The organism is Pseudomonas violetae (assembly GCF_023072615.1).
Taxonomy (GTDB): Bacteria; Pseudomonadota; Gammaproteobacteria; order Pseudomonadales; family Pseudomonadaceae; genus Aquipseudomonas; species Aquipseudomonas violetae.
In genome coordinates this window covers 132,493-157,329 of the sequence record NZ_JAKNRW010000003.1, presented here as the reverse complement: position 1 = coordinate 157,329, position 24,837 = coordinate 132,493, and the positions used below count along the sequence as shown (strand labels likewise).

Annotated in this window: 24 protein-coding genes; 11 read left to right on the top strand and 13 right to left on the bottom strand. The window is 59.7% G+C overall.

Annotation, left to right across the window (positions count from 1 at the left end; translation table 11 throughout):
• Positions 1-115: 115 nt before the first annotated feature.
• Positions 116-421, bottom strand: coding sequence for a DUF2288 domain-containing protein (locus L9059_RS05060; RefSeq protein WP_247288746.1), 306 nt, complete (start codon positions 419-421; stop codon positions 116-118).
• 351 nt (positions 422-772) lie between these two features.
• Here L9059_RS05060 and L9059_RS05055 point away from each other — a divergent pair, with 351 nt between their 5' ends.
• The 5 genes from L9059_RS05055 (at position 773) to L9059_RS05035 (ending at position 5,773) form a co-directional block, all read left to right on the top strand.
• Positions 773-1,900 (top strand): branched-chain amino acid ABC transporter substrate-binding protein, encoded by a 1,128-nt coding sequence (locus L9059_RS05055; protein WP_247288744.1) that lies wholly within the window; start codon positions 773-775, stop codon positions 1,898-1,900.
• A 231-nt stretch (positions 1,901-2,131) separates the two neighbouring features.
• Entirely contained in the window at positions 2,132-3,055 is a 924-nt protein-coding gene (gene livH / locus L9059_RS05050) for a high-affinity branched-chain amino acid ABC transporter permease LivH (protein ID WP_247288741.1), read from the top strand.
• The gene (locus L9059_RS05045) at positions 3,052-4,308 is read left to right on the top strand and encodes a high-affinity branched-chain amino acid ABC transporter permease LivM (protein ID WP_247288739.1); all 1,257 of its coding nucleotides are present in this window, start codon (positions 3,052-3,054) and stop codon (positions 4,306-4,308) included. Before livH ends, L9059_RS05045 begins: the two co-directional genes overlap by 4 nt.
• Positions 4,305-5,072 carry a high-affinity branched-chain amino acid ABC transporter ATP-binding protein LivG gene (gene livG / locus L9059_RS05040; RefSeq protein WP_247288737.1) on the top strand — a complete coding sequence of 256 codons (768 nt, stop codon included), beginning with the start codon at positions 4,305-4,307 and terminating at the stop codon, positions 5,070-5,072. Before L9059_RS05045 ends, livG begins: the two co-directional genes overlap by 4 nt.
• Positions 5,072-5,773, top strand: coding sequence for an ABC transporter ATP-binding protein (locus L9059_RS05035; RefSeq protein ID WP_122837748.1), 702 nt, complete (start codon positions 5,072-5,074; stop codon positions 5,771-5,773). The genes livG and L9059_RS05035 overlap by 1 nt, the downstream gene beginning before the upstream one ends.
• Before the next feature lie 71 nt (positions 5,774-5,844).
• Here L9059_RS05035 and L9059_RS05030 read toward each other — a convergent pair whose 3' ends face one another.
• Positions 5,845-6,753, bottom strand: coding sequence for a LysR family transcriptional regulator (locus tag L9059_RS05030; RefSeq protein WP_247288728.1), 909 nt, complete (start codon positions 6,751-6,753; stop codon positions 5,845-5,847).
• A 105-nt stretch (positions 6,754-6,858) separates the two neighbouring features.
• Here L9059_RS05030 and L9059_RS05025 point away from each other — a divergent pair, with 105 nt between their 5' ends.
• The 3 genes from L9059_RS05025 to L9059_RS05015 all read left to right on the top strand — a co-directional run bounded on the left by L9059_RS05025 (position 6,859) and on the right by L9059_RS05015 (position 9,934).
• Positions 6,859-7,458, top strand: a complete 600-nt coding sequence (locus L9059_RS05025; protein WP_247288726.1) for a short chain dehydrogenase — start codon at positions 6,859-6,861, stop codon at positions 7,456-7,458.
• Between the two features lie 108 nt (positions 7,459-7,566).
• Positions 7,567-8,220 carry a COG3650 family protein gene (locus L9059_RS05020; protein WP_247288724.1) on the top strand — a complete coding sequence of 218 codons (654 nt, stop codon included), beginning with the start codon at positions 7,567-7,569 and terminating at the stop codon, positions 8,218-8,220.
• Between the two features lie 100 nt (positions 8,221-8,320).
• Positions 8,321-9,934: an NAD(P)/FAD-dependent oxidoreductase gene (locus L9059_RS05015; RefSeq protein ID WP_247288722.1), complete on the top strand. Its 1,614-nt coding sequence runs from the start codon at positions 8,321-8,323 to the stop codon at positions 9,932-9,934.
• 163 nt (positions 9,935-10,097) lie between these two features.
• On the opposite strand, the gene L9059_RS05010 is transcribed toward L9059_RS05015, so the two are convergent.
• Positions 10,098-11,192 carry a PLP-dependent cysteine synthase family protein gene (locus L9059_RS05010; protein WP_247288720.1) on the bottom strand — a complete coding sequence of 365 codons (1,095 nt, stop codon included), beginning with the start codon at positions 11,190-11,192 and terminating at the stop codon, positions 10,098-10,100.
• Positions 11,193-11,441: 249 nt separating this feature from the next.
• Between L9059_RS05010 and nhaA the strand changes: the two genes are divergently transcribed.
• Positions 11,442-12,632: a Na+/H+ antiporter NhaA gene (nhaA, locus tag L9059_RS05005; protein ID WP_247288718.1), complete on the top strand. Its 1,191-nt coding sequence runs from the start codon at positions 11,442-11,444 to the stop codon at positions 12,630-12,632.
• A gap of 69 nt (positions 12,633-12,701) precedes the next feature.
• Here the strand turns inward: nhaA and L9059_RS05000 are convergent, their stop codons facing one another.
• On the bottom strand, positions 12,702-13,166 hold the full coding sequence (locus L9059_RS05000) for an outer membrane lipoprotein (RefSeq protein ID WP_247288716.1): 465 nt from the start codon (positions 13,164-13,166) through the stop codon (positions 12,702-12,704).
• 167 nt (positions 13,167-13,333) lie between these two features.
• Here L9059_RS05000 and L9059_RS04995 point away from each other — a divergent pair, with 167 nt between their 5' ends.
• Positions 13,334-13,570, top strand: coding sequence for a hypothetical protein (locus L9059_RS04995; protein ID WP_247288714.1), 237 nt, complete (start codon positions 13,334-13,336; stop codon positions 13,568-13,570).
• 5 nt (positions 13,571-13,575) lie between these two features.
• Here L9059_RS04995 and pdxH read toward each other — a convergent pair whose 3' ends face one another.
• The 5 genes from pdxH to dinG all read right to left on the bottom strand — a co-directional run bounded on the left by pdxH (position 13,576) and on the right by dinG (position 21,320).
• Positions 13,576-14,223, bottom strand: a complete 648-nt coding sequence (pdxH, locus tag L9059_RS04990) for a pyridoxamine 5'-phosphate oxidase (RefSeq protein WP_247288706.1) — start codon at positions 14,221-14,223, stop codon at positions 13,576-13,578.
• Positions 14,224-14,247: 24 nt separating this feature from the next.
• Positions 14,248-15,354, bottom strand: coding sequence for an OmpA family protein (locus L9059_RS04985; RefSeq protein WP_247288704.1), 1,107 nt, complete (start codon positions 15,352-15,354; stop codon positions 14,248-14,250).
• A gap of 113 nt (positions 15,355-15,467) precedes the next feature.
• Positions 15,468-16,613 carry a serine hydrolase domain-containing protein gene (locus tag L9059_RS04980; RefSeq protein ID WP_247288702.1) on the bottom strand — a complete coding sequence of 382 codons (1,146 nt, stop codon included), beginning with the start codon at positions 16,611-16,613 and terminating at the stop codon, positions 15,468-15,470.
• An 89-nt stretch (positions 16,614-16,702) separates the two neighbouring features.
• Positions 16,703-19,081, bottom strand: coding sequence for a beta-galactosidase (locus tag L9059_RS04975; protein ID WP_247288700.1), 2,379 nt, complete (start codon positions 19,079-19,081; stop codon positions 16,703-16,705).
• Positions 19,082-19,175: 94 nt separating this feature from the next.
• Positions 19,176-21,320 (bottom strand): ATP-dependent DNA helicase DinG, encoded by a 2,145-nt coding sequence (gene dinG / locus L9059_RS04970; RefSeq protein WP_247288698.1) that lies wholly within the window; start codon positions 21,318-21,320, stop codon positions 19,176-19,178.
• Positions 21,321-21,419: 99 nt separating this feature from the next.
• On the opposite strand from dinG, the gene L9059_RS04965 reads away from it, so the two are divergent.
• Positions 21,420-21,884, top strand: a complete 465-nt coding sequence (locus L9059_RS04965; RefSeq protein ID WP_247288696.1) for a CopD family protein — start codon at positions 21,420-21,422, stop codon at positions 21,882-21,884.
• 92 nt (positions 21,885-21,976) lie between these two features.
• Here L9059_RS04965 and L9059_RS04960 read toward each other — a convergent pair whose 3' ends face one another.
• From L9059_RS04960 to L9059_RS04945, 4 genes are all read right to left on the bottom strand, one after another.
• On the bottom strand, positions 21,977-22,735 hold the full coding sequence (locus tag L9059_RS04960; RefSeq protein ID WP_247288694.1) for a collagen-like protein: 759 nt from the start codon (positions 22,733-22,735) through the stop codon (positions 21,977-21,979).
• A complete protein-coding gene (locus tag L9059_RS04955; RefSeq protein ID WP_247288692.1) occupies positions 22,728-23,006 on the bottom strand; it encodes a DUF1145 domain-containing protein in 279 nt (92 codons plus the stop codon). Before L9059_RS04955 ends, L9059_RS04960 begins: the two co-directional genes overlap by 8 nt.
• Before the next feature lie 149 nt (positions 23,007-23,155).
• Entirely contained in the window at positions 23,156-23,881 is a 726-nt protein-coding gene (locus tag L9059_RS04950) for a PA1041 family peptidoglycan-binding anchor lipoprotein (RefSeq protein ID WP_247288690.1), read from the bottom strand.
• 90 nt (positions 23,882-23,971) lie between these two features.
• The gene (locus tag L9059_RS04945) at positions 23,972-24,667 is read right to left on the bottom strand and encodes a PA1041 family peptidoglycan-binding anchor lipoprotein (protein ID WP_247288680.1); all 696 of its coding nucleotides are present in this window, start codon (positions 24,665-24,667) and stop codon (positions 23,972-23,974) included.
• Positions 24,668-24,837: the final 170 nt, after the last annotated feature.

Below are 24,837 nucleotides of genomic sequence, written 5' to 3'. Positions count from 1 at the left end.
GAACGTCACCCTGGCCCGGAATTCAATGGGGCCTTTCTTCACGGCCACATGCCACCACGCTACGGGCCTACACACTTTCCAATAAACCGGTAGCGCACCAATAAGGTGCGACAGGTTAATAGCACGCCCTTTCCTGGATCAGAATCCATGGCGAAACTACCACCGCCCACAGCTGCGGATCACGCTCGAAAAGATCCAGCGCCCGCGATTCAGAGAGCTTGGCGAGTTTGTCATCGGCCAGCCAGGCAGCCACTTTCTCACCTTCGTCAGCCGCCACCGCTTCGGCCGCAGCGATCAAATCCAGCGTTGGGTCGACCCATAACAGGGCACCCTTGGCAAAGAAGGGTTCAAGCTCCTTCCAAGTAATAGATGCGGTCTCACCAAGCAGCTTGGCATAGAGGGTGCTAGGTTCTTGATTCATGGGTTCTGTCCGGAAAAGAAATCGACGCGAATGATAAACGTCGGTGGTCTGGCAGCAAAATCCGGATGCAATTTGCGTCACCGAGCGAAAATCGCAGGAAAGCCAAGGAATGCAGGTGAATCAAGCTATTAGCCAGCTAACATCCCGCCGCGATTCTGTATTTTTCTTTCGATAAAGCGACACCCTCTGGTTTTGCCCCCCGGCGCTGCCTTCCCAGGCTGACAATCGGCGCTCTACACTGTACCGGTACAGTTGCCGGGGGCGTTTCCGGAGGATATCGACGATATCTGACCCGGTTCTGCTGCTACGGCGCCAGGACTATAAAAACTACAACAGTAAGAGTGGAGCACTATGACTAAGGCTACTAAGCAGATTTCCAAACTGTTTGCCGCTATGGTTCTGGCCGGGGTTGCCAGCCATTCGTTCGCAGCTGACACCATCAAGATCGGCATTGCCGGCCCTAAAACCGGCCCTGTAGCCCAGTACGGCGACATGCAGTTCAGTGGCGCCAAAATGGCCATTGAGCAGATCAATGCCAAGGGCGGCGTAGACGGCAAGAAACTCGAAGCCGTTGAATACGATGACGCCTGTGATCCAAAACAAGCGGTAGCCGTCGCGAACAAGGTCGTCAACGACGGCGTCAAGTTCGTGGTCGGTCACCTGTGCTCCAGCTCCACCCAACCGGCGTCGGACATCTACGAAGACGAAGGCGTGATCATGATCACTCCGGCTGCCACCAGCCCGGACATCACTTCCCGTGGTTACAAGATGGTGTTCCGCACCATCGGTCTCGACAGCGCCCAGGGCCCTGCAGCCGGCAACTACATTGCTGATCACGTGAAGCCGAAAATCGTCGCCGTCCTGCACGACAAACAGCAATACGGCGAAGGTATCGCCACCGCTGTTAAACAAACCCTCGAGAAGAAAGGCGTCAAGGTTGCCGTGTTCGAAGGCATCAATGCCGGCGACAAAGACTTCTCCTCGATGATCGCCAAGCTCAAGCAAGCCAACGTCGACTTCGTCTACTACGGCGGCTACCACCCGGAGTTGGGCCTGATCCTGCGTCAAGCCTCGGAAAAAGGCCTGAAAGCCAAGTTCATGGGTCCGGAAGGCGTGGGTAACGACTCCATTTCGCAGATCGCCAAGGAGGCTTCCGAAGGCCTGCTGGTAACCCTGCCGAAATCCTTCGACCAGGACCCGGCCAACATTGCCCTGGCTGACGCGTTCAAAGCCAAGAAAGAAGATCCGAGCGGTCCGTTCGTGTTCCCTTCCTACTCTGCTGTTGAAGTCATTGCCGGTGGCATCACTGCCGCCAAGAGCGAAGACCCGGCGAAAGTGGCTGAAGCCATTCACGCTGGCACTTTCAAAACCCCGACTGGCGACCTGAGCTTCGACGCCAAGGGCGACCTGAAAGACTTCAAGTTCGTGGTTTACGAGTGGCACTTCGGCAAACCTAAAACGGAAGCTTCGCCTCAGTAAGGCCTTGCCTGACTGACTGCCCACAAAGCCCACGGCGTGCCGTGGGCTTTGTTTTACGAATGTATTGGGCCGCGCTTGCGTGATCCGCAAGTCTCCCCACCTGAAAATCTCAAAACCGTCATCAGCGGTTCGCTGGCAAACCCCGAGTTCGAAGTGGATGCAGATCCGCGGGATCGGGCGGGAAAATGACTCCACCAGTGAAATGCGTATCAGGTTTTTAGGAGCGCTGTAATGCCTGACATCTATCACTTCTTCCAACAGCTGGTTAACGGTCTGACCGTTGGCAGCACGTATGCCCTGATCGCCATCGGCTATACGATGGTTTACGGCATCATTGGAATGATCAACTTCGCCCACGGCGAGGTGTACATGATTGGTTCCTACGTGGCGTTCATCGCCATCGCGGGCCTCGCTATGGTGGGACTCGACAGTGTCCCGCTCCTGATGACCGCCGGTTTCATCGCGAGCATCGTCGTCTGCAGTGCCTACGGCTACAGCATCGAACGGATTGCCTATCGCCCCTTGCGTGGCAGCAACCGTCTGATTCCGCTGATCTCGGCCATCGGCATGTCGATCTTCCTGCAGAACACCGTTCTGCTGGCGCAAGACTCCAAGGACAAATCCATCCCCAACCTGATCCCCGGGAACCTCTCTTTCGGGCCAGGTGGCGCACATGAAGTGCTGATTTCGTACATGCAAATCGTCGTGTTCGTGGTGACCCTGATCGCCATGCTCGGCCTGACGATGTTCATCTCCCGTTCTCGACTGGGCCGCGCCTGCCGCGCCTGCGCCGAAGACATCAAAATGGCCAACCTGCTGGGTATCAACACCAACAACATCATTGCCCTGACCTTCGTCATCGGTGCGGCGCTGGCAGCCATTGCGGCAGTGTTGTTGAGCATGCAATACGGCGTGATTAACCCGAACGCCGGCTTCCTCGTTGGCCTCAAGGCCTTTACCGCTGCGGTACTTGGCGGCATCGGCAGCATCCCCGGCGCCATGCTCGGCGGGCTGGTGCTTGGAGTGGCGGAAGCCTTTGGTGCCGACATCTTCGGCGACCAGTACAAGGACGTCGTGGCTTTCGGCTTGTTGGTTCTGGTTCTATTGTTCCGGCCGACCGGCATCCTGGGCCGTCCGGAGGTTGAAAAGGTATGACTAAGAATCTTAAACAAGCGCTGTTCAGCGCGCTCCTGGTCTGGGCGGTTGCCTATCCGGTACTCGGCCTGAAACTGACCATCGTCGGTATCAACCTGGAGGTTCACGGCACCAGCAACATGACCCTGGCAATCATTGCGATCTGCTCGGCACTCATGTTCCTGCGGGTGCTATTCGACGACCCGATCAGCAAGGCCTGGAAGTCTTCGCCGTCCATGCCGTTGATCCCGTCCAAGGCCAGCAACTTCCTGACCCTGCCGACCACCCAGCGCTGGATCATCATCGCGCTGATCGTCGTTGCCCTGGTATGGCCGTTCTTCGGCTCCCGCGGCGCGGTGGACATTGCGACCCTGATCCTGATCTACGTGATGCTAGGCCTGGGCCTGAACATCGTGGTCGGCCTCGCAGGCCTGCTCGACCTGGGTTACGTCGGCTTCTACGCCGTCGGTGCCTATAGCTATGCGCTGTTGTCGCACTACCTGGGCTGGAGTTTCTGGGTTTGCCTGCCGGTCGCCGGCCTGATGGCTGCCACTTTCGGCTTCCTGCTCGGCTTCCCGGTACTGCGCTTGCGCGGTGACTACCTGGCGATCGTGACCCTGGGCTTTGGTGAAATCATCCGTCTGTTCCTGCGTAACCTCACCGACATCACGGGTGGCCCCAACGGCATCAGCAACATCGAGAAGCCCACGTTCTTCGGCCTGACCTTCGAACGCAAAGCGGCCGAGGGCATGCAGACGTTCCATGAGTACTTTGGGCTGCAGTACAACTCGATCAACAAGGTGATTTTCCTCTACCTTGTAGCGCTATTGCTGGCCCTGGCTGCCTTGTTTGTCATCAATCGCCTGCTGCGCATGCCGATCGGCCGTGCCTGGGAAGCGTTGCGTGAAGACGAAATCGCTTGCCGTGCACTCGGCCTCAACCCAACGGTCATCAAGCTGTCGGCCTTCACCCTGGGCGCCAGCTTTGCCGGTTTCGCCGGCAGCTTCTTTGCTGCCCGCCAAGGCCTGGTCACGCCCGAGTCGTTCACCTTCATCGAGTCGGCGATCATCCTCGCCATCGTTGTTCTGGGTGGCATGGGCTCGCAGCTGGGCGTGATACTCGCCGCCGTGGTGATGATCCTGCTGCCGGAAATGATGCGTGAGTTCAGTGAATACCGCATGTTGATGTTCGGCGCCTTGATGGTGCTGATGATGATCTGGCGTCCTCAGGGTCTGCTGCCCATGCAACGTCCTCACATGGAGCTGCGCAAATGAGCCGCGAGATCCTGAAAGTCGAAAATCTGAGCATGCGCTTCGGCGGCTTGCTGGCGGTCAACGGCGTGGCCCTGACCGTCAAGGAAAAACAGGTCGTCGCATTGATCGGCCCTAACGGCGCCGGCAAGACCACGGTGTTCAACTGCCTTACCGGCTTCTACAAGCCAAGCGGTGGCAGCATCCTGCTCGACGGTCAGGCCATCGAAGGCCTGGCCGGGCATGAGATCGCCCGTAAAGGCGTGGTGCGAACCTTCCAGAACGTGCGGTTGTTCAAGGACATGACTGCGGTCGAGAACCTCTTGATCGCCCAGCATCGTCACCTGAACACCAACTTCCTGTCCGGTCTGTTCAAGACCCCGGCGTTCCGCAAGAGCGAGCTCGAGGCCATGGCATTTGCCGAGTACTGGCTGGACAAGGTCAACCTCACGGAGTTCGCCAACCGCACGGCTGGCACGCTGGCCTACGGTCAGCAACGTCGCCTGGAAATCGCCCGCTGCATGATGACCCGTCCGCGGATCCTCATGCTCGACGAGCCGGCCGCCGGCCTGAACCCCAAGGAAACCGAGGACCTCAAGGCGCTGATCGGCGTGTTGCGTGAAGAGCACAACGTCACCGTCTTGCTGATTGAACACGACATGAAGCTGGTGATGAGTATTTCCGACCACATCGTCGTCATCAACCAGGGCACTCCCCTGGCCGACGGCACGCCGGAACAGATCCGCGACAATCCTGAAGTGATCAAAGCCTATCTGGGGGAAGCGTAATGCTGCAGTTCGAAAACGTTTCCACCTTCTACGGCAAAATCCAGGCCTTGCACGGCGTCAACGTGGAAATCCGCCAGGGCGAAATCGTGACCCTGATTGGTGCCAACGGTGCCGGCAAGTCAACCTTGCTGATGACCCTGTGTGGCTCGCCTCAAGCTCACAGCGGCAGTATTCGCTACATGGGTGAGGAGCTGGTCGGGCAGACTTCGGCGCAGATCATGCGCAAGAGCATTGCCGTGGTGCCGGAGGGTCGTCGGGTGTTCGCCCGCCTGACCGTGGAAGAAAACCTCGCCATGGGCGGATTTTTTACCGACAAGGGCGATTACCAGGAACAGATGGACAAGGTCCTCGGACTGTTCCCTCGCCTGAAGGAGCGCTTCAGTCAACGCGGCGGCACCATGTCCGGCGGCGAACAGCAAATGCTCGCCATCGGCCGCGCTCTGATGAGCAAGCCCAAGCTGCTGCTGCTCGACGAACCGTCATTGGGTTTGGCGCCGATCATCATCCAGCAGATATTCGACATCATCGAACAGCTGCGCAAGGATGGTGTCACGGTATTCCTGGTGGAGCAGAACGCCAACCAGGCGCTGAAAATTGCTGACCGTGCGTACGTTCTGGAGAACGGCAGGGTGGTTATGCAAGGCACTGGTGAAGCGCTGCTCACAGATCCTAAGGTGCGCGAGGCGTATCTGGGCGGCTAAACGGTAGGGCCAGGCACAAGCCCCCGTTGGAGCCGCCGAAGGCTGTTCCAACGGGGGTTAAGTGCGATGCCTCAAAGGCGATCCAGCGCCTCGCCACTGCGCTTGAACCACCCCATCAGATAATCCGCCAACACCTGCGTGCGTTTCGGCAACCCGCCCTGATACGGATGCACCAGATACATTGGCATCCTGCGGGTCTGATAGTCACGCAACAACCAGCGCAAGCGCCCGTCGGCCAACTCAGTTTGCAATAAATACGACGGCAACCGCGCAATCCCCGCACCCGCCAGCGCCGCTTTCTTCAGCAGACTGTAATGATTGCTGGCGAACGGCCCCATCACTCGCACCCGCAGCAATTCGTGCTGCTGGTGATACAGCCATTCTTCGCGACCGCTGTAATGACTGTTGAGCAGACAGCGGTGCTCTGCGAGTGCCTGCGGCGTCGAAGGCTCGCCATATTGTTCAAGGTAATCCGGGCTGGCGCAGGTCATTTCGTGCCAGGCCAACAGCGGTCGGGCCACCAGCCGGTCGTCGTTACCGACCTCGGAGCGGACGGCAAGATCAAAACCGTCACGAGACAAATCGTGGAAATTGTTACTCAGGTCCAGCTCGATTTGCACTTCGGGGTACTGTTGGGAAAACTCCAGCAACAACCCATCGAAGAAGGTTTCCCCCAGCGACACTGGCACGGTCATTCGCACCGGCCCGGCCATGTCGTCCTTCAATCGCGCCAACGCCTGGCGCGCCCGCTCCACTTGCACCACCAGTGCTTGGGCCTGGGGCAATAGCGCGGCACCCGCCGCCGTTAAACTCAGACGGCGGGTGGTGCGTTGCAACAGGACTACGGAAAATCGAGTTTCCAGCAGACTGATGCGCTTGGACAATTGCCCCTTGCTACATCCCAGTTGCTGCGCCGCCAAGGTAAAGCTCCCCGCCTCGATCAACACCGCGAACGCCGCGAGGTCATCCATCTCACTCATGGATTGTTTCCAATTGAAAACCAAAGGTTGCCTATTAGCACGCTTATCAGCAGAAAAAACCAGCCCTAGACTGGTGCCTCGTTTAAACCACCCGAGGATCAGGGCATGAAAATTCTGTTGATAGGCGCAAGCGGCACCATCGGTTCAGCGGTCGACAAGGAATTGTCGCAACGTCACGAGATTATTCGCATCGGCCGTAACAGCGGCGATTTGCAGGTGGATATCAGTACCAACGCTTCGATTCGCAAGCTGTTCGAACAGACCGGAAAGTTCGACGCCCTGATCTGTGCCGCTGGCAACGTGACATTTGCTCCGCTGGACGAGATGTCCGAGGAGAGTTTTGCACTGGGCTTGAAGGACAAACTGATGGGTCAGGTCAACCTGCTGCTGATCGGGCGCGAGTTCGCCAATGACGGCGCCTCGTTCACCTTCACCACTGGCGTGCTTAGCCATGACCCGATTCGCAGCGGCGCTTCGGCGGCCTTGGTCAACGGTGCGCTGGACAGCTTCGTGCGTGCGGCGGCCATCGAATTGCCTCGTGGTTTGCGCGTGAACTCGATCAGCCCGACCGTGCTGCTTGAGGCGATGAGCAGCTATGCACCGTACTTCCGTGGTTACAAACCGGTTCCTGCAGCCGATGTGGCTTTGGCCTACGCCAAAAGCGTAGAAGGCTTGCAGACTGGTCAGACCTTTCACGTGGGCTAACAGGAGCGCGCATGGTTTGCTCCCACAGCGTGCGTTGACAGCAGTCGCTGGGGTTGTGATGAGCGGTCAGGCTGCGTAACGTGGCGGCACTTGTCTGGAGAACCAAAGATGCGTGTTGCCCGTTCCCTTGTCCTCGTTGCCTTGCTTCCATTGTTCGCCGCGTGCCAGTTGTTCGATAGTCCGCGGCAAAGCGCCTCCCACGTGGGCCAGACCCGCATGCAGGGCCAGTTGACGGCGGCGGATGGCAAACTGGTGTTCCAGCCTTGCAATCAATCGAGCAGTTTTGTGGTCAACGACACCGGTGGCACCAGCGTGCTGCAGGAGGCCGCAACCCTGGCAGATAATCAGGGCAAGTTGTTTGCCGATGTGCGCGGGCGCATCGACGGCAGCCGCCTCGACCTGGAACAGCTGTACCGCGTCGAGCGCTCGGGCACGGCCTGTGATGATCCGAACTTCAAATTGCTGATCCTGCGCGCCGCCGGCCATACGCTGGAGTGGAACGTCAAGGTCAGCGGCAAGGGCATGGTCATTGACCGCGCCGGCCAACCACCCTTGGCCTTGCCCTATGTCGAGGAACAGTTGGGCGACGGTCGCTTCAACCTGAGCACCGAAGCCAATGGCCAACACATCGAGCTCTGGGTCGCACCGCAACGTTGCGTCGATGCCACCACGGGCGCGGTCCAGCCTATGAGTGCTGAACTGCGCATCAATGGCCAGGTCCAGCGTGGCTGCGGGTATTTCGGCGGAGCGCGTGACGACTGACCGTTTTTGCCTCACTGATTCCGGTCTTTGGGGCTTATAATCACCGGTTTGTGCTATTCCGCCCTGGCGCAGTCACGCGCCCCGCGAACCGGATCCTGTCATGTTACGAATCACCGAACTCAAGCTGCCAATCGACCATCCAGAAGAAGACCTGCGCCCTGCCATCGTTCAGCGCCTGGGCATTGCCAGTGATGACCTGCTCGATTTCACCTTGTTCAAACGCAGCTACGATGCGCGTAAAAAGTCCTCCGAGCTGTGCTTTATCTACACCGTCGACCTCAACGTGCGCGATGAAGCCCTGGTGCTGAACAGGTTCGCCGATGACCGTAACGTCAATGTGGCACCGGACGTCAGCTACAAAGTCGTCGGCCAGGCGCCGGCCGATCTCGAGCAGCGCCCGGTGGTCGTAGGTTTTGGTCCTTGCGGGATTTTCGCCGGTCTGTTGCTCGCCCAGATGGGCTTCAAGCCGATCATCCTCGAGCGCGGTACCGAGGTTCGTCAGCGCACCAAGGACACTTGGGGCCTGTGGCGCAAAAACGTGCTTAATCCGGAGTCAAACGTGCAGTTCGGTGAAGGCGGCGCCGGGACGTTCTCCGACGGCAAGCTCTACAGCCAGATCAAGGATCCTAAATTCATCGGGCGCAAGGTCCTGCACGAGTTCGTCAAGGCCGGCGCACCGGATGAAATCCTGTACGTCAGCAAACCGCACATCGGCACCTTCCGATTGACCGGTGTCGTGGAGAATATGCGTGAGCAGATTCGCGCCCTGGGTGGCGAAGTGCGCTTTCAGCAGCGCGTCACTGACGTGCTGATCGAAGACGGACAACTGATCGGCGTAGAACTCGATGGCGGCGAACAGATTCATTCCAAGCACGTGATCCTGGCCCTCGGCCACAGCGCCCGGGACACCTTCCGCATGCTGCACGGCCGTGGCGTGTTCATGGAAGCCAAGCCGTTCTCGGTCGGTTTCCGCATCGAACACCCGCAATCGCTGATCGACCGCGCGCGTCTGGGCAAGTACGCCGGCCACCCGAAACTCGGCGCCGCCGACTATAAACTGGTACATCACGCCAAGAATGGCCGCTCGGTCTACAGCTTCTGCATGTGCCCGGGTGGCACCGTCGTCGCTGCGACGTCCGAACCGAACCGGGTGGTTACCAACGGCATGAGCCAGTATTCGCGTAACGAACGCAACGCCAACTCAGGCATCGTCGTGGGTATTACCCCGGAAGTCGATTACCCGGGCGGCCCGCTGGCAGGGATCGAGTTGCAGGAACGCCTGGAGTCCCACGCTTTCGTGCTAGGCGGCAGCAACTATGAGGCCCCGGCGCAACTGGTCGGCGACTTCATTGCCGGCAAGCCGTCCACCGAACTGGGGAGTGTCGAGCCATCCTATAAGCCGGGGGTTGCCCTGGGAGACCTGGCCCTGGCGCTGCCGGCGTTTGCCATCGAAGCGATTCGTGAGGCACTGCCAGCCTTCGAAAAGCAGATCCGCGGCTACTCGTTGCACGACGCGGTACTGACCGGGATCGAAACCCGCACTTCTTCGCCATTGCGCATTACCCGCAACGAGTCGATGCAGAGCCTAAACGTCAAGGGTCTGTTCCCGGCGGGTGAAGGCGCTGGTTATGCAGGCGGGATTCTGTCGGCAGGTGTGGACGGGATACGGATCGCCGAGGCAGTGGCTCGTGACATTCTAGGCCTCGAGGCCTGATGCTTTAACACATCACAAAACCTTGTGGTAAACCCTGTGGGAGCGAGCCTGCTCGCGATTGCATAAGATCAGCCAGCATATCTGGTGAATGTTAATCCGCAATCGCGAGCAGGCTCACTCCCACATGGGCTCTCCCGCATAGGTTCTTCAGTGCCGCAGCGCTTTAAATATTGGCGCGCAGCACGCTCGCCGGCAACGGCTCACCACGCTCGGCACTGGCCGCGACGGCATCGATCAAGCCACTCAATTCATACCCTTGCGCCTTGAGCCAGGCCTGATCGTAATAGGTGCCGGCATAGCGTTCGCCGCCATCACACAGAATCGCCACGATCGACCCTGACTCCCCCGCCGCGGCCATCTGTTGGGCCGCCATCAAAGCCCCCATCAGGTTGGTCCCGCTCGATCCGCCAACATGCCGTCCCAAGCGCCCGGCCAGGTAATGCATGGCTGCCAGTGACAGCGCGTCCGGCACCTTGACCATCGCATCGATCACCTTGGGCAGAAACGACGCTTCTACCCGCGGCCGGCCAATGCCTTCGATGCGTGAACCATGATCCAGACGCAGGCTCGCATCAGCGGTCTGGTAATAATCGAAAAACACCGAACGCTCGGCATCGGCGCACAGTACCCGGGTGCAGTGTTGACGATAACGGACATAACGCCCCAGAGTCGCCGTGGTTCCGCCCGTGCCGGGGCTGGAAATCAGCCAGCTCGGCTCCGGGTGCTTTTCGAAGCGCATCTGATGGAAAATCGATTCGGCGATGTTGTTATTGGCGCGCCAGTCAGTCGCGCGCTCGGCATAGGTAAACTGGTCGATGAAGTGACCATCGTGCTCCCGCGCCAGACGCTCGGATTCGGCGTAGATTTGTGTCGGATCGTCCACCAGGTGACTCTTGCCGCCGTAGAAGGCGATCTGCGCGATCTTCTCCCTGGACGTGGTCGCCGGCATCACGGCAATGAACGGCAGGCCTAGCATACGGGCGAAATAAGCTTCGGAGATTGCCGTAGAACCGCTGGATGCCTCGATGACTGGCGCCCCCGGCTTAAGCCAGCCGTTGCACAATGCATACAGGAACAACGAGCGTGCCAGTCTATGCTTGAGGCTGCCCGTGGGGTGGCTCGACTCATCCTTGAAATACAGTTCGATGCCAGGAAAACCGGGCAACGGTAAAGGGATCAGGTGAGTGTCGGCGCTACGCTGGAAGTCCGCTTCAATGATCCGGATGGCTTCTCGGGCCCACTGTCGGTTGTCGCTCATGGTGGTTTTCTCGTCGGATCGGGTGTCGGTTGACCTGTTTCGAGGCCCAGCTCACAAGCTTAGGAAAAAACCTACATCACGCACAGATACAGCTGAGCTTCAATACGTTTGGCAACTGCTAGGCTCAGCCTCCAGCCCTGCATTCATAGCTGTAATGGCATATAGCAAAAAAGAATATAACTTTTGTTTTAACTACTAACAGCACGGGTTAGGGTGTGCCACCTTCGAACCCATCAATGGAGAGTGACCTTGCCTCTGCGTAGCACTTTCACGCGTTTCTTTCAGCTGGAAGCGGCCAGCGGTCTATTACTGATAGCCGCTGCGGCCCTGGCCCTGATCATCAACAACTCCCCACTGTCATGGCTGTACACCAGTTTCCTCGACACCCCGGTGGTGGCGCAGATCGGTGCGCTGAACATCGCCAAGCCGGCGCTGCTATGGATCAATGACGGCCTGATGGCGCTGTTCTTCCTGCTGATCGGCCTGGAAGTGAAGCGAGAAGTTCTCGACGGACAGTTGTCGAAACCTTCCCAAGTCGTCCTGCCTGGGGCTGCAGCGATTGGCGGCATGGTCATTCCCGCGTTGGTCTACTGGTTTTTCAACCGGGACAACGCCGCAGCCCTTGATGGCTGGGCCATACCAATGGCCACCGACATCGCTTTCGCCCTGGGCGTGCTCGCCTTGCTGGGCAAACGTGTGCCAGTGTCGCTGAAACTGTTCCTGATGACCCTGGCTATCATCGATGACTTGGGTGCAATCATCGTCATCGCGATCTTCTACTCCGGCACCTTGTCGACCCTTTCCCTGGCGCTGGCCGGAACCTGCATTGTGGCACTCATCGCGATGAACCGGCTGGGGGTGGTCAAGCTCGGGCCGTACATGATTATCGGCCTGATCCTCTGGGTTTGCGTATTGAAAAGCGGCGTCCACGCCACGCTGGCGGGCGTGACCCTGGCGTTCTGCATCCCGCTGCGCACCAAAAATGCCGAGCCTTCGCCGCTGCTGACCCTGGAGCACGCCCTGCATCCCTGGGTGGCCTACGGCATCCTGCCACTGTTCGCCTTCGCCAACGCTGGCCTGTCGCTGAGCGGCGTGACAGTCGAAAGCTTTACCCATCACGTACCGATGGGCATCGCCATCGGCCTGCTGCTGGGCAAGACTGTCGGGGTGTTCGGCCTCACGTGGCTGTCGGTTAAAACCGGTATCGCAGCTCTACCCCAGGGCGCTAACTGGGGCCAGGTGCTAGGGGTGGCGATCCTGTGCGGCATCGGCTTCACCATGAGCCTGTTCGTAGGCTCACTGGCGTTTGAGCCGGGTGTCAGCGAGTTCGCTGGTATGGACCGGATGGGTATTTTGACCGGGTCGATCCTGGCGGCGCTGATTGGTTATGCGGTGACAGCGGCGGCAAGTCGCAAGAGCACCACGCCAGCACGGACGTAGGATCAGCCTGCGGCAAATGAAAAACCCCGACCAGTTACCTGATCGGGGTTTTCTTTTGACCGGTTGCGCTTAGTGCGAAACGCGGCTCGTGCCATCCACTGTGGCGATCCGCACGCGTTCGCCGACACGGAACACTTCGTTTTCCTGAACTTGCTGCACGTAAGCGCGCATGCTCCCGTCGTCTTCGCGAACGGTGATTTCCACGCCTTGGGTGCGGGTCAGGCCTTCTTCGGTGGCCGAACCCAACAGGCCGCCGGCAACTGCGCCGATGACGGCTGCAACGATACTGCCGCGACCGCCACCAATGGCGCTACCGCCTACACCACCGACCACCGCACCAGCGGCGCCGCCGATAGGGGTCTTGGTGCCTTCGATTTTTACCGGGCGCAATGCTTCGATGGTGCCCATGCGGATCGACTGCACGCGACGCGCTTCGTCACGGGAGTAGGAGTCACCGGTCAGGCTCGATTGGCAGCCAGTGAGCAACATCGCCATCGTGGAAAAGGAAGCAACCAACAAAACAGACTTACGCATAGCATCAACTCCAAAGGACAGGTATTCATTAAACTCCGCAGCATGACGCCTGTCACGGCATCGCCCGGATAAAAGTGGTTTGATTCAGGACTTGTACAGGCACCCTTAGAACTCACCACACAGTAGCGTCAAGTTACGAGATCTGCGCCACCGACCCAAGGATTTTCATGGATTACTTCATCATTGTCGTCACCACTGTCGCCGGCTTGTACTTCCATTGGTGGTTGTACGTGCGGATCAAAAGCTGGATGGACCGTGATCTGGCGCTAGCTCTGGCCGATGGTGACGAAGCAAAAAAAACCTTCATGCTCCAGCAACTGGCGAACGCTCAAGCACAAGGGATCAAGCGTCGAGACTTGCCGCAGTGGCTCAAGGCCACTGCGGCAGGCTATCCCGCTCGGTAGACTGCTCAGGGTGCCAGACGTTCAAGAATCCAGTCGGCGCCCTGCAGGCGGTAGTTGAGGCGATCGTGCAGACGGCTCGGGCGGCCCTGCCAGAATTCGATGCGCTCGGGCAACAGACGATAACCACCCCAGTGCTCGGGGCAATGCGGCTGCGTATCGCTGAAACGTTGCTCGGTATTCTTGAGCAGCGCTTCCAGTTCGGCACGATCGGCTATCACCCGGCTTTGCGGCGAAGCCCACGCTCCGAGACGGCTGCCCAAGGGTCGAACCTGATAATAGGTGTCGGACTCCTCAGGAGAGACCTTCACCACCCGCCCCTCGATACGCACCTGGCGCTCCAGAGCCGGCCAGAAGAAGGTCATGGCAGCGAAGGGATTCGCCGCCAGATGCTGTCCCTTGGCACTGTCGTAGTTGGTGAAAAACGTGAAGCCCTGCTCGTCCAGTCCCTTGAGCAGCAGGATTCGGCAGTGCGGACGCCCTTCCGTATCGACGGTGGCCAGGGTCATGGCATTGGCCTCCACCGGCAGCTGTTCGGTTTTCACCGCTTCGGCAAACCATTGATGGAACAACCCGAACGGCTCGACCGGGGCTTGCGCCTCGGTCAAGCCATCCCGGGTGTAGTCGCGACGCATATCAGCCAGGCCCTGGGTCATGGCGCATTCCTTTTGGTTAACGAATCACTTTTTTGCAGCGTCAGTCGCCGCGACTTTCTTGTCAGTGGCTGTGGCCTTGGCTTTGGCTGGCGCGGTTTTCTTGGCCGGAGTAGCACTTTTGGCTGGGGCTTTCTTCGCTGGAGCCTTAGTCGCCGATTTCTTGGCCGGGGCTTTTTTCGCGGCCGGCACATCGGCCTTCTTCGCGGCAGGGGCCGGGGCGACTGGCGCCACGGCTGGCTTGACGTCCTGGACCGCGACCATGCGCATCGGCGCCGGGGCCGGCATGTTGTACTTACTCAACAAGGCAACCATGGTGTTCTGCGGAGTCACCAGCAGCTCAACGCGGCGATTCAAGGCGCGCCCTTCAACACTGTCATTGGCAGCCCGCGGCGCTTCGCTACCCATGCCGCGCAGCATCAGGCGATCACGCTGCAGGCCGCTGAGACGGAAAATCGCCGCAACAGCCTGGGCACGTTCCTGGCTCAACTTGACGTTGGCCGGATTGGCCCCGGAGGTATCACTGTGGCCGAGCACCAATACCGCAGTCTTGGGATCGACTTCGAGAATTTTAGCCACTCGGGTAAACGGTCCCAGGGTGACAGGTAACAGCATGGCTGGGCGGTCCGGGTTGAACGAACCTTCGACCGGCGCTGTGACTACCAGCACGTTTTCACGGCGTTCAAGTTGCAGTTTGCTGTCCTTGATCGCGGTGCGCAGGCGCGGTTCGTAGTCATCGAGCCAGGCTTGGGTGGCTTTCGGATCAGGCATGGGAACGACCTTGGCGGCAGACTGATGCTTGCCACCGAACGGCCACCACCATTTACCATCGGCCTCAGCTTCGGCCTTGGCAACTTCAACAGGCTTGGCTTCAGGTTTTTCATCAAACTTCTTATCCAAGACTTCTTCCGAACCAAACGGCCAATACCAGGGATTGGAGCTTTCGGCCTTGGCGACCGGTGCAGTAGCTGCTGGCTTGAGCTGGGCCGGTGCCGGGGATGGCTCTTTCGCCGCCACTTTGTCGGCGGAGCCAAATGGCCACCAGCTACCGCCATCTGCATCATTCTGTGGAGTCTGTGCGCAACCGGTTATGGCGAAGCACAGGGCCAGGGCGAAAGTTTTATTGGATGACATTGGATATCCACAAAATGAAGTAATAAAAAATCAGGCCTGACTGGCCCGTATAAACACACGATTTGAAACTAAAAAGGTTGTCAGGTTCCGGCCTGGAGGCCTGACGACTGGATTTACAGACAAGTGGCCAGTACTCGCACAAGATTTTGTGCGCGTGGATCCATCAAGACGTACGGCCCCAGTGTATTTGTCACAAAACCGAAGGCAACATCGTGTTCCGGGTCAGCAAAACCGATGGAACCGCCGGCACCCGGATGCCCGAACGCCCGCGGGCCGAGGCCATAGGTGGCGTTGGGAACGTCCGGTTGATCGAGCATGCAGCCCAGCCCGAAACGGGTCCGGGTCAATAAAGTCTTGTCGTCGCCGACACTATGCTCGCGAGTCAGCTCGTCGAGCATCTCGCTTTCGAGCAGGCTACCGTCCAGCAGTCCGGCGTAGAACCCGGCCAGGCTGCGCGCATTGCCATGGCCGTTGGCCGCCGGCTGCTGCATACGGCGCCACTCGGGTTTATTGGTGCTGGTCAAGACCGACGGCGGATTGGTGAAGGCGCGAGTGGACATCGCTGCGGGTTCGCGCATGGTAACTTGGAGCAAGCGTTGGGCCGCAGCATCGCCGACATTGCCCTTGCCGCGGGCGATATGCGCCACCCGATGGAATTCTTCGTCAGCCAGGCCGACATGAAAATCCAGCCCCAACGGCTTCGCAACCCGCGCGACAATCGATTCTCCGGGTCCACGACCGTCGGCACGGCGCAGCAATTCGCCGACCAGCCAGCCATAGGTGATCGCGGCGTAGCCATGACCGGTACCCGGTTCCCACCAGGGTGCTTCGGCGGCCAGGGCATCGACCATGGTTTGCCAGTCGTAGAGGGCTTGTGGTTCAAGCACCGTGCGCAAGGCCGGCAACCCTGCCTGATGGCACAGCAGTTGGCGCAGGGTTACCGATTCTTTACCTGCGGCCGCGAATTCGGGCCAGTAGCGGGCAACCGGGGCATCCAGTTGCAGCTTGCCTTCGGCGACCAGTTGCAGGGCCGTGACCGCGGTGAAGGTCTTGGTGCAGGAGAACAGGTTGGCAATAGTGTCGCTATGCCAGGCCTCGCTGCCGTCCTTGTCAGCCGTACCGGCCCAAAGATCGACCACCGTTTCCCCGCCGACCTGGATACACAACGCTGCGCCACGCTCCTGGGGATCGTCGAACAACGCCGCGAAAGCCTCGCGTACGGCTTCGAACCTGAGTTCGTAATGACCCTGAATCTGCACCCGCAACTCCCCTGACTCATACTCTACAAAGTGGCCGCATTGTTCCAGCCATTGACGGTTTTGGGAACAGGTGCAGGCCCGGCGGTCGGTTACTTCGCAGCCTTACCGGCCTCGCCTTTGCGTCCGCCTTCAGCATCATGGCCGGCCTTGTTCGCAGCGCGCCGGGCCTTTTCGGCCTCTTTGGTCAGTTGATCGACAGTGGCGAGGTTGCTCTTGCGCACGCTGTCGACAAAATCCTGGAACGGCAAATCGGTGATGCCCACCAACCCGAAGTGGCCATTCTCGCCATCCAGCAAGCGCCCGGTGACCGGTTGATCCAGGTACTGGAACCAGTGCACCCCGACAATCGATGGTTCGCTCAGCGCCTGTTTGAGGAAGTGCGCGTAAGCCGGCCCACGGTCCTCCTCTTTCGCCAGTTGCGTCACGCCGCCCCAGAACGGGCCACGATCAGCCGAGCCGAAGTTGAATTCGGTAATCAGCACAGGCTTGTCCAGGCCACGCAGTTTCTCGAAGTCATAACCATCCTGAGGTTGCAGCGTGTACATATTGAAGCTCAACACATCGCAATATTGGGCGCAGGACTCGACCGCCTCTGGCGTGCTGACGGCAAAACGGCCGCCAAGCAGTAGCTGATTGGGCGCGTGCCACTTCAGCGAGTCGGAAATGGTCTTGAAGTAGGTGTCGGCGAAGACCTTCTGGAAGTATTTGAAGTCCGCTTCAATTTCGGGGTGCTCCGCGCTCGGTTGCGGTGGCACGAAACCCGGGTCTTCCATCAATTCCCAGGCTGGCAGGTCGATACCCCAGGCTTTGGACAGGCCTGCCTGGTTGCGATACTTGTCGCGTAGCTGCTTGAGGAACGCGCGTTTGGCCGGGACATCGGTGGTCATCTTCAGGGTGCCATAAGCCAGCGCATAACGAGCTTTCGGGTCATCGCCGGGACCTGCCCAGGCCAGTTCGTTATCGGCGAAGTAGCCAATGAGCCATGGATCGTCACGATGATCACGGGCAGCGATGGCCACGGCACGTTCGGTGGCCATCGCAAAACGCGGGTCGAATGGATCGGGCATACCGCCCCACCAGTCCGTACCCGTGCTGATACTCGCGTAATCGCCGACGATCGACAACGGCACGGTGTACGGCACTCGCTCGGCATCACCCAGCATCGGCGCGCTCCAGTTGCCCAGCGTGTTGAATCCCCAGGCTTGCAGGCGATCCAAGGTGTGAGCAGTCCAGCGTTTGTCGTCGAAGACTTCCGGCGCGCAAGGAGCGGCTGCAGGTTTCTCGGCGGTTTCAGCGTCGGCCTTGGCAGCCTCGGCAACCCCGGCTTTGGTTTTGCTCGTCACGACGCAGGGCTGCCCGTACAAACGCTGCAGGTTGGCACCGTAAAAATCGTACCAGCGCCCGGCGTTGTAGCCACGCCCCTTGTCCGCTCCATTACCCCCGCGGTTGTCGCCTTCGCCGTAATGGCTGGCCAGCGGCTCATCGGGCTTTGGCAGGGACTCGAACATCCACTCGCGACCCGCAATGTAGGTCTGATCGACATCTGGGGTCACGGTGTTCACGCCCAGGGAATAGAAAGGGTGGCCTTCCGGCGTGACCAGATACCAACGACCCTCGCGCTTCTCGCTGCGAAAAAATCCGCTGGCCTTGAATTGCGGTCCTTTGGTCCAGCCACCGAACTTGTCCAGGGAAGATTTTTCGCGCTCCGCCAGCCAGGCTTTCAGCTGTTGCTGCTCCTTGGCGGCAGCGTTTTTCAATTGCTCGTCGCCACTGACTTTTTCGGGCCACTTGGAGCGAGTCGACTGACCGTAGGCATCCACCAGGCCGCCATACGCGGCCTGAAGCACTTCCTCGCCGCCCTGAACACCAAAGCGCTCGAGCAGAATGCTTTGGGCGACTTTCGGGTGATCCATCGACAAGGTCACCGACACCACCTGGCTGCGATCCAGCTCACCGGCGCTGCTGACCAACAGTACCCGCTGACCATCCACAGTGATCGGCATCGGCGGCCCGGCTTTCATGCCGAGGCTCAGCGGCGAGCTCGGTTGCAGCGGCACCAGCAAGGTTTGCGCTGGGCCGGCCGGCAAGTCGACGCGGCTGACCAAGGTTTTGCCATCATTGCTCTGGATCTTCACATAGAGGGTCAGCGCCCAGTTCATCGCACTCTGCACGCGCAAGCTCATGACGCCCGACTGCGACCAGTCCCATGCACCGCTTTGCGGGGTCAGGCGCAGCGTCGGTTGCGCCACCGGATTGAATGTCACCCGGCGCAGCACTTCGCCTTCGGCTGTTTGCTCCGCATTGGACTGCGGCAGGCTGGCGTCCTGTGTCGCTACCTGAACAACGTCAGCAGGGCGCACAAAGTTGAACAGCGTCTGTTGGCCGGCAGGGGCCGCCAGCAAAGGGGCTGCGAACATCAGGGCAAAAACCCCAGCAGGTAACGAATGGCGCAGCGAACGGCGAATCATAGGAACAAGGTTCTCCCTAACGACCTAAAGGGCCAATGGAAAAGCGGTGGCAGAGAGATAGACAACACGGTGGGCAAAATTGCCCACCGGAGTATCAGGAAATTTCACGACGGAATGGCGGCAACGCATTGAGGATGGCTTTGCCGTAACGCTGGGTAACCAGACGCCGATCAAGCAGGGTGATTGTGCCGCGGTCCTCTTCAGTCCGCAGCAGCCGTCCGCAGGCCTGGACCAGCTTTAGCGAGGCGTCCGGCACCGAGATTTCCATGAAAGGATTGCCGCCACGGGCTTCAATCCATTCAGCCAGGGCCGCTTCAACCGGGTCGTCTGGCACCGAAAACGGGATCTTCGCGATCACCACGTGTTCACAATAGGCGCCCGGTAAATCCACGCCCTCGGCGAAACTCGCGAGACCGAACAGCACGCTCGAATCCCCCCCATCGACCCGCGCTTTGTGCTTGTTCAAGGTTTCCTGCTTGGACAGGTTGCCTTGGATAAACACCTGCTTGCGCCAGTCGCGATCAAGCCCATCGAACACGTCTTGCATTTGTTTGCGCGAAGAAAACAGTACGAGGGTGCCGCGCGAACCTTCGACCAATTGCGGCAGGTCGCGAATGATTGCCGCAGTGTGCCCGGGCGCGTCCCGTGGGTCGGCTTTCAAATCCGGCACTCGCAACACGCCGGCGTCGGCATGATGGAACGGACTCGGGACCACCGCCGTCACGGCTTTTTTCGGCAGCCCGGCACGCATGCGGAAACGGTCAAACGTACCCAGTGCGGTCAGGGTCGCCGAGGTCACCAGGGCTCCGTATGCCACGTTCCAGAGGTTGCGCCGGAGCATTTCCGCCGCAAGGATGGGGCTGGCGTTGACCTCGATGTCGAACAGCGAGCCACTTTCGGCCAGGGTGAGCCAGCGGGCCATCGGCGGGTTGTCTTCGGGGTCCTCGGCAGTGAACGCCGTCCACAACTCCCAGTTGCCCGTACACCGGGACAGGAGGCTGCCGAATAGCGGATACCACTCTTCGGCCTGGTTGCTGGCGATGCCGATGTTGACTTCGCCGTCCATGCCTTCTTTCAACAACTCGGTGAGACGGGTAAATACGTCATTCAGGCGGGCAAAGCCTTTCTTCAGTTCGATGCCCATTTCCCGCATGTGCTCGGGAATCACCCCGCCGACGAAGCGATGCCGAGGTCGCTCACGACCTTCCACGTCTTCGCCCGGTTTGAAATCGGCCACCTGTTCACAGGCGGTGAACATGAACTGCTGCTGGGTCTTGATCTCCCGCGCGAGCTCCGGGACCTGCTCGATCAGCTTGCCCAGGTCGCCTGGCAGCGGGTGCTGGGCCAGCAATTTGGTGAGGTTCTTGGCGGTGGTCTCCAGCCAGTCGGCCGTGGAGCGCAGGCGCGTGTAATGGGCGAAGTGACCGATCGCCTTGTCCGGCAGGTGGTGGCCTTCGTCGAACACGTAGATAGTGTCGCGGGGGTCCGGCAGGACGGCACCACCACCCAGCGCCAAGTCGGCCAGCACCATGTCGTGGTTGGTGACGATGACGTCGACCTTGCCCATACCCTCGCGGGCCTTGTAGAAGGCGCACTGGCCGAAATTGGGGCAATGGCGGTTAGTGCACTGGCTATGATCGGTCGTCAGGCGTGCCCAGTCGGCGTCTTCCAGGGCGGTGGACCAGCTGTCACGATCGCCATCCCACTTATTGCCGGCGAGCTTCTCGATCATGCTGGTGAACAGCTTCTGGCTGGCCTCGTCGACTTCGATTCGAAAGCCTTCCTCTTCGAACAGTTGTGCCGTGGCAGTTTGCGCGTGACCTTCCTGCAACAGCATATCGAGCTTGGACAGGCACATGTAGCGTCCGCGTCCCTTAGCCAGGGCGAAGCTGAAATTCAGCCCGCTGTTGCGCATCAGGTCGGGCAGGTCCTTGTAGACGATCTGCTCTTGCAGGGCTACGGTCGCCGTGGCGATCACCAGCCGTTTGCCGGCGGCCTTGGCCGTCGGTATTGCCGCCAGGCTATAGGCCACGGTTTTACCGGTACCGGTGCCGGCTTCCACGGCGACAATCGCGGGGTCGCCACTGCGCCGGCCCTCGTCGTCGGTGTCGATATCCCCGAGGACTTTGGCAATTTCGGCGATCATCAGGCGTTGGCCGTAGCGCGGCTTGAGGCTCTTGGCCTCGAGAAAACGCGAGTAGGCGCCCTGGATCGTGGTTTTGAGTTCGGTGCTGATCATGGATTGTCGGGCGCAAAAAACGCTGGATAAATTTTCAGTGGTTCGGTTCGGCCGCTATCATACCCCGCTAATTAATCCCGCGCAGAACGGAGTACCCCAATGACACTTTTTGCCATCGTTTACAGCCTGCATGTCCTGTCGGCCCTGGTATGGGTTGGCGGCATGTTTTTCGCCTGGATGGTCTTGCGTCCGGCTGCCATGAAGGCGCTGGAAGGCCCTGCCCGACTGAAACTGTGGGTCGAGGTGTTCACAGGTTTTTTCCGCTGGATCTGGGTCGCGGTCGTGGTGTTGCCTGTCAGCGGTGTGGGCATGATTCATCTGCAATATTCCGGTTTTGAAACCGCGCCGCGTTATGTACAGGTGATGATGGGGCTGTATGTGGTGATGACCGCGCTGTTTATCCGCATCCAAGCGCTGATGTTGCCTGAACTGCGCACGGTGGTGACGGCGCAGGACTGGCCGGCGGGCGCTGCGGTATTGGGGAGGATTCGCCGGCTGGTGGGGATCAATCTGCTGGTCGGGTTGCTGCTGGTAGGGATTGCGGCGGCTCGGCCAATGTTCTGAGGAGACTTGCAACATAGAATCTCCCCCAGGGTTGTCATGACCCTGAGGGAGAAAAGTTTGCTCGCGATGACAATCGCAACATCACAAAGGGCTTACAAACGCTGCAAAGTCACCGAACCCGCCGCCCCTGCAGGACCTGGCTGGCCATCGACACCCGGACGACCAGCCTTGCCACCCTCCGCGCGATAGACAATGCATCCTTTGGATTTGCCGCCGGCACCCGGCTTGCCACCGGGCCCTGCGAGGCCACCCGCACCGCCGGCCACCTCGACCTTGATCTGTTCGAGGGGATAATCGCGAGGCACTTCCAGCCTGACCAGTGCACCGGGCGCCCCTGCATGGCCATCGCTGCCATCACTGCCGTCCGCTCCACGACCGGCCTGGCCCCAAGTGCAACCCGGCGCCTGACCGTTGGCACCGTCAAGCCCGACAAATCCTGGTGCCCCCGCACCGCCCCGGGCGTCCAGCGCCAACTGCGGGGCATTCAATGCCTTGATCTGCAAGTTGAGGTTGCGCCCCGAACGGGCCGCCTTGAGGTAAGTGCCCGGCGCACCGCGAGCAGTGATCTGGCTGCCTTCAGACAACTCGGCACGACTGACCTTTAAATCGAGCGCCTGCTCGCTGGGCACGATGGCGATCCGCGCTTCGCGCCCCAGGCGCAGCTCACCAACCGTGACTTCGGTGACATTCGAGGGGATCAGCAAGGTGCCGTAGTCGGCAACTTCCAGTCGCTCCAGTTTCAAAGTGCTCGCGGTGTTGGGCAAGCGCATGAGCGAGTTGGTTTCAACGCTCACCACCTGAGCGCAAGCCAGTGGACTGATCAATGCGGCGAGCAGACAGAGATTACGCATGGGAAGCCTTCGATACGGTAGGAGCCGGAATGGTTTGCAGGTGGAATACGCCGAAAAACACAATCTTCAGGCGATCGCGCCACTGATGGGGGCGATCCTTGAGGCTGCGATTGCACAGCAGCACTTCCAGAAGATGAAGAATAGCCAGCAGGCCACCGGCCAGTTGGACCAGCAGATTCAGCGGGAAGACAAACGGCATGAGCCAGTTGACCGCCACCACCGCCCAGAACAACAGGCTCAGCAGCTTCCATAGCCCCCAGAACACCTTCATACGCTCCCCCAATGAGAATTATTCTTTGCGCGCACAGTAACGGCTTCCGCGCGGGATAAGCCAGAGGGCAATCGAATTTTCTTCATGCAGGCCGTCGAATGGGCCGTCCGGACGATGGTTTTTATCGGCGGACGGCTCTGGTTCGGGGATTAGCGGTTTATATGCAGCTCCACTCGGCGGTTTTTCGCGCGACCTTCGTCCGTGTCGTTATCAGCGACCGGTTCACGCTCTCCTCGTCCTTCGCTGGTGAGTTTGTTCGGCGCCAGGCCCTGGCTCAGAAGATAGTCGGCGACGCTGCTGGCGCGACGTTCCGAGAGTGCCTGGTTGTAGGCGTCAGCCCCCACGCTGTCGGTATGGCCGATGACCTTGATGCTGACCACGTCAGCGTTCTGCAATTTACTCATCAGAGAATCCAGTTCGCTGCGGGCAGCTGCTGTCAGGTCGGACTTGTTAAAGGCGAACAGAACGTCATTGGCATCGCTCAGCGTCACGACTTCAGTCGGGGCCGGAACAGGTTCAACAGGCTTCACGCTGGCCGGGTATTGCGGCAGCGGGCAACCGTGGTGTTCGACTGGGGTATTGGCGGGCGTATCCGGGCAACGATCACGGCGGTCGAATACGCCGTCGCCATCTTCATCGCCATCCTGGGAGTAACAGATCAGGCCACCGGTCAGGATGCCGAGGGCGGCTCCACCACCAGCCCAGCCGGCACTTTCAATTGCGCCCAGGCCTGCGCCGACCAGGCCGCCGATAAGGCTGCAAATTGGCCAGGTACGTTGATTCAAGGGTGCAGTGCCGTCGCTGTGGGTCGCGCAACCGGTCAGCAAGCTGCCAAGCAGCAGAACCGGTAAGACGGTCCTTGTGAGAACACTCATTGTGAAAGCTCCTGTGTTACCGGCCCATACCGGTTACACAGGAGTAAAGACCCGCATCCGCGACTGCACAAGCCGCAGAGTGCAAGGGCATCAACGATTGATTTTGATTTCCGTGCGACGGTTCATCGCGCGGCCGTCCGCAGTTTTGTTGTCGGCCACTGGCTGGCTTTCGCCGGCACCGGTCACAGACACGAAGCTGCTGCGAGGTACGCCACTCGAAATCAGGTACTCGACCACTGAATGCGCGCGTTTATCCGACAGTTTCTGGTTGTAGGCATCGCTGCCCACACTGTCGGTGTGACCGGTCACGGTCAGTTGCGCGGTAGAGGATTCCTGTTTCAGGCGAGTAGCGATCTTGTCGAGCACTTGCTTATCGGAAGGAGTAAGCGTCGCCTTGTCGAACTGGAAATGCACATCACGTACGACGATGACTTCTTCCTTGACTACAACCACCTCTTCGACCACGGGTACAGGCACCGGAGGCGGGCAACCATCAGCATCGACCTGAACGCCTCTAGGCGTACCTGGGCACTTGTCGCGACTGTCCGGCACGCCATCACCGTCTTCGTCGCCATCACCGTGAACCCAGCAATAGGCCGCTGCCGTACCACCGATCAACAGCGCGCCATAGCCTGCCCACGCCGAGCTCTCGGTTGCACCAAGACCTGCACCGACGACACCACCGACCGCCGCACAGGTCGGCCAGTCGGTTTTCTGCAAACCTGCGCAACCAGTCAACACACTGGTTAGCAGAACCAAGGGTAATGCTGTCCGAACTATGCTCATCTAGTTTTCTCCTGAAGGATCGGCTTAGAACCGATTCAGGGAGTAAAGACCGGAGTTTTAATCTCCGCCAGCAATAGGCCACCGCTGTTTTGCCTCGTGTTCACCGTGGATCGATGCAATTGCCCCAAGAGAGCGCTAGGCCAGGGCCTTTGGGCAGGCTAGTCTTGGCA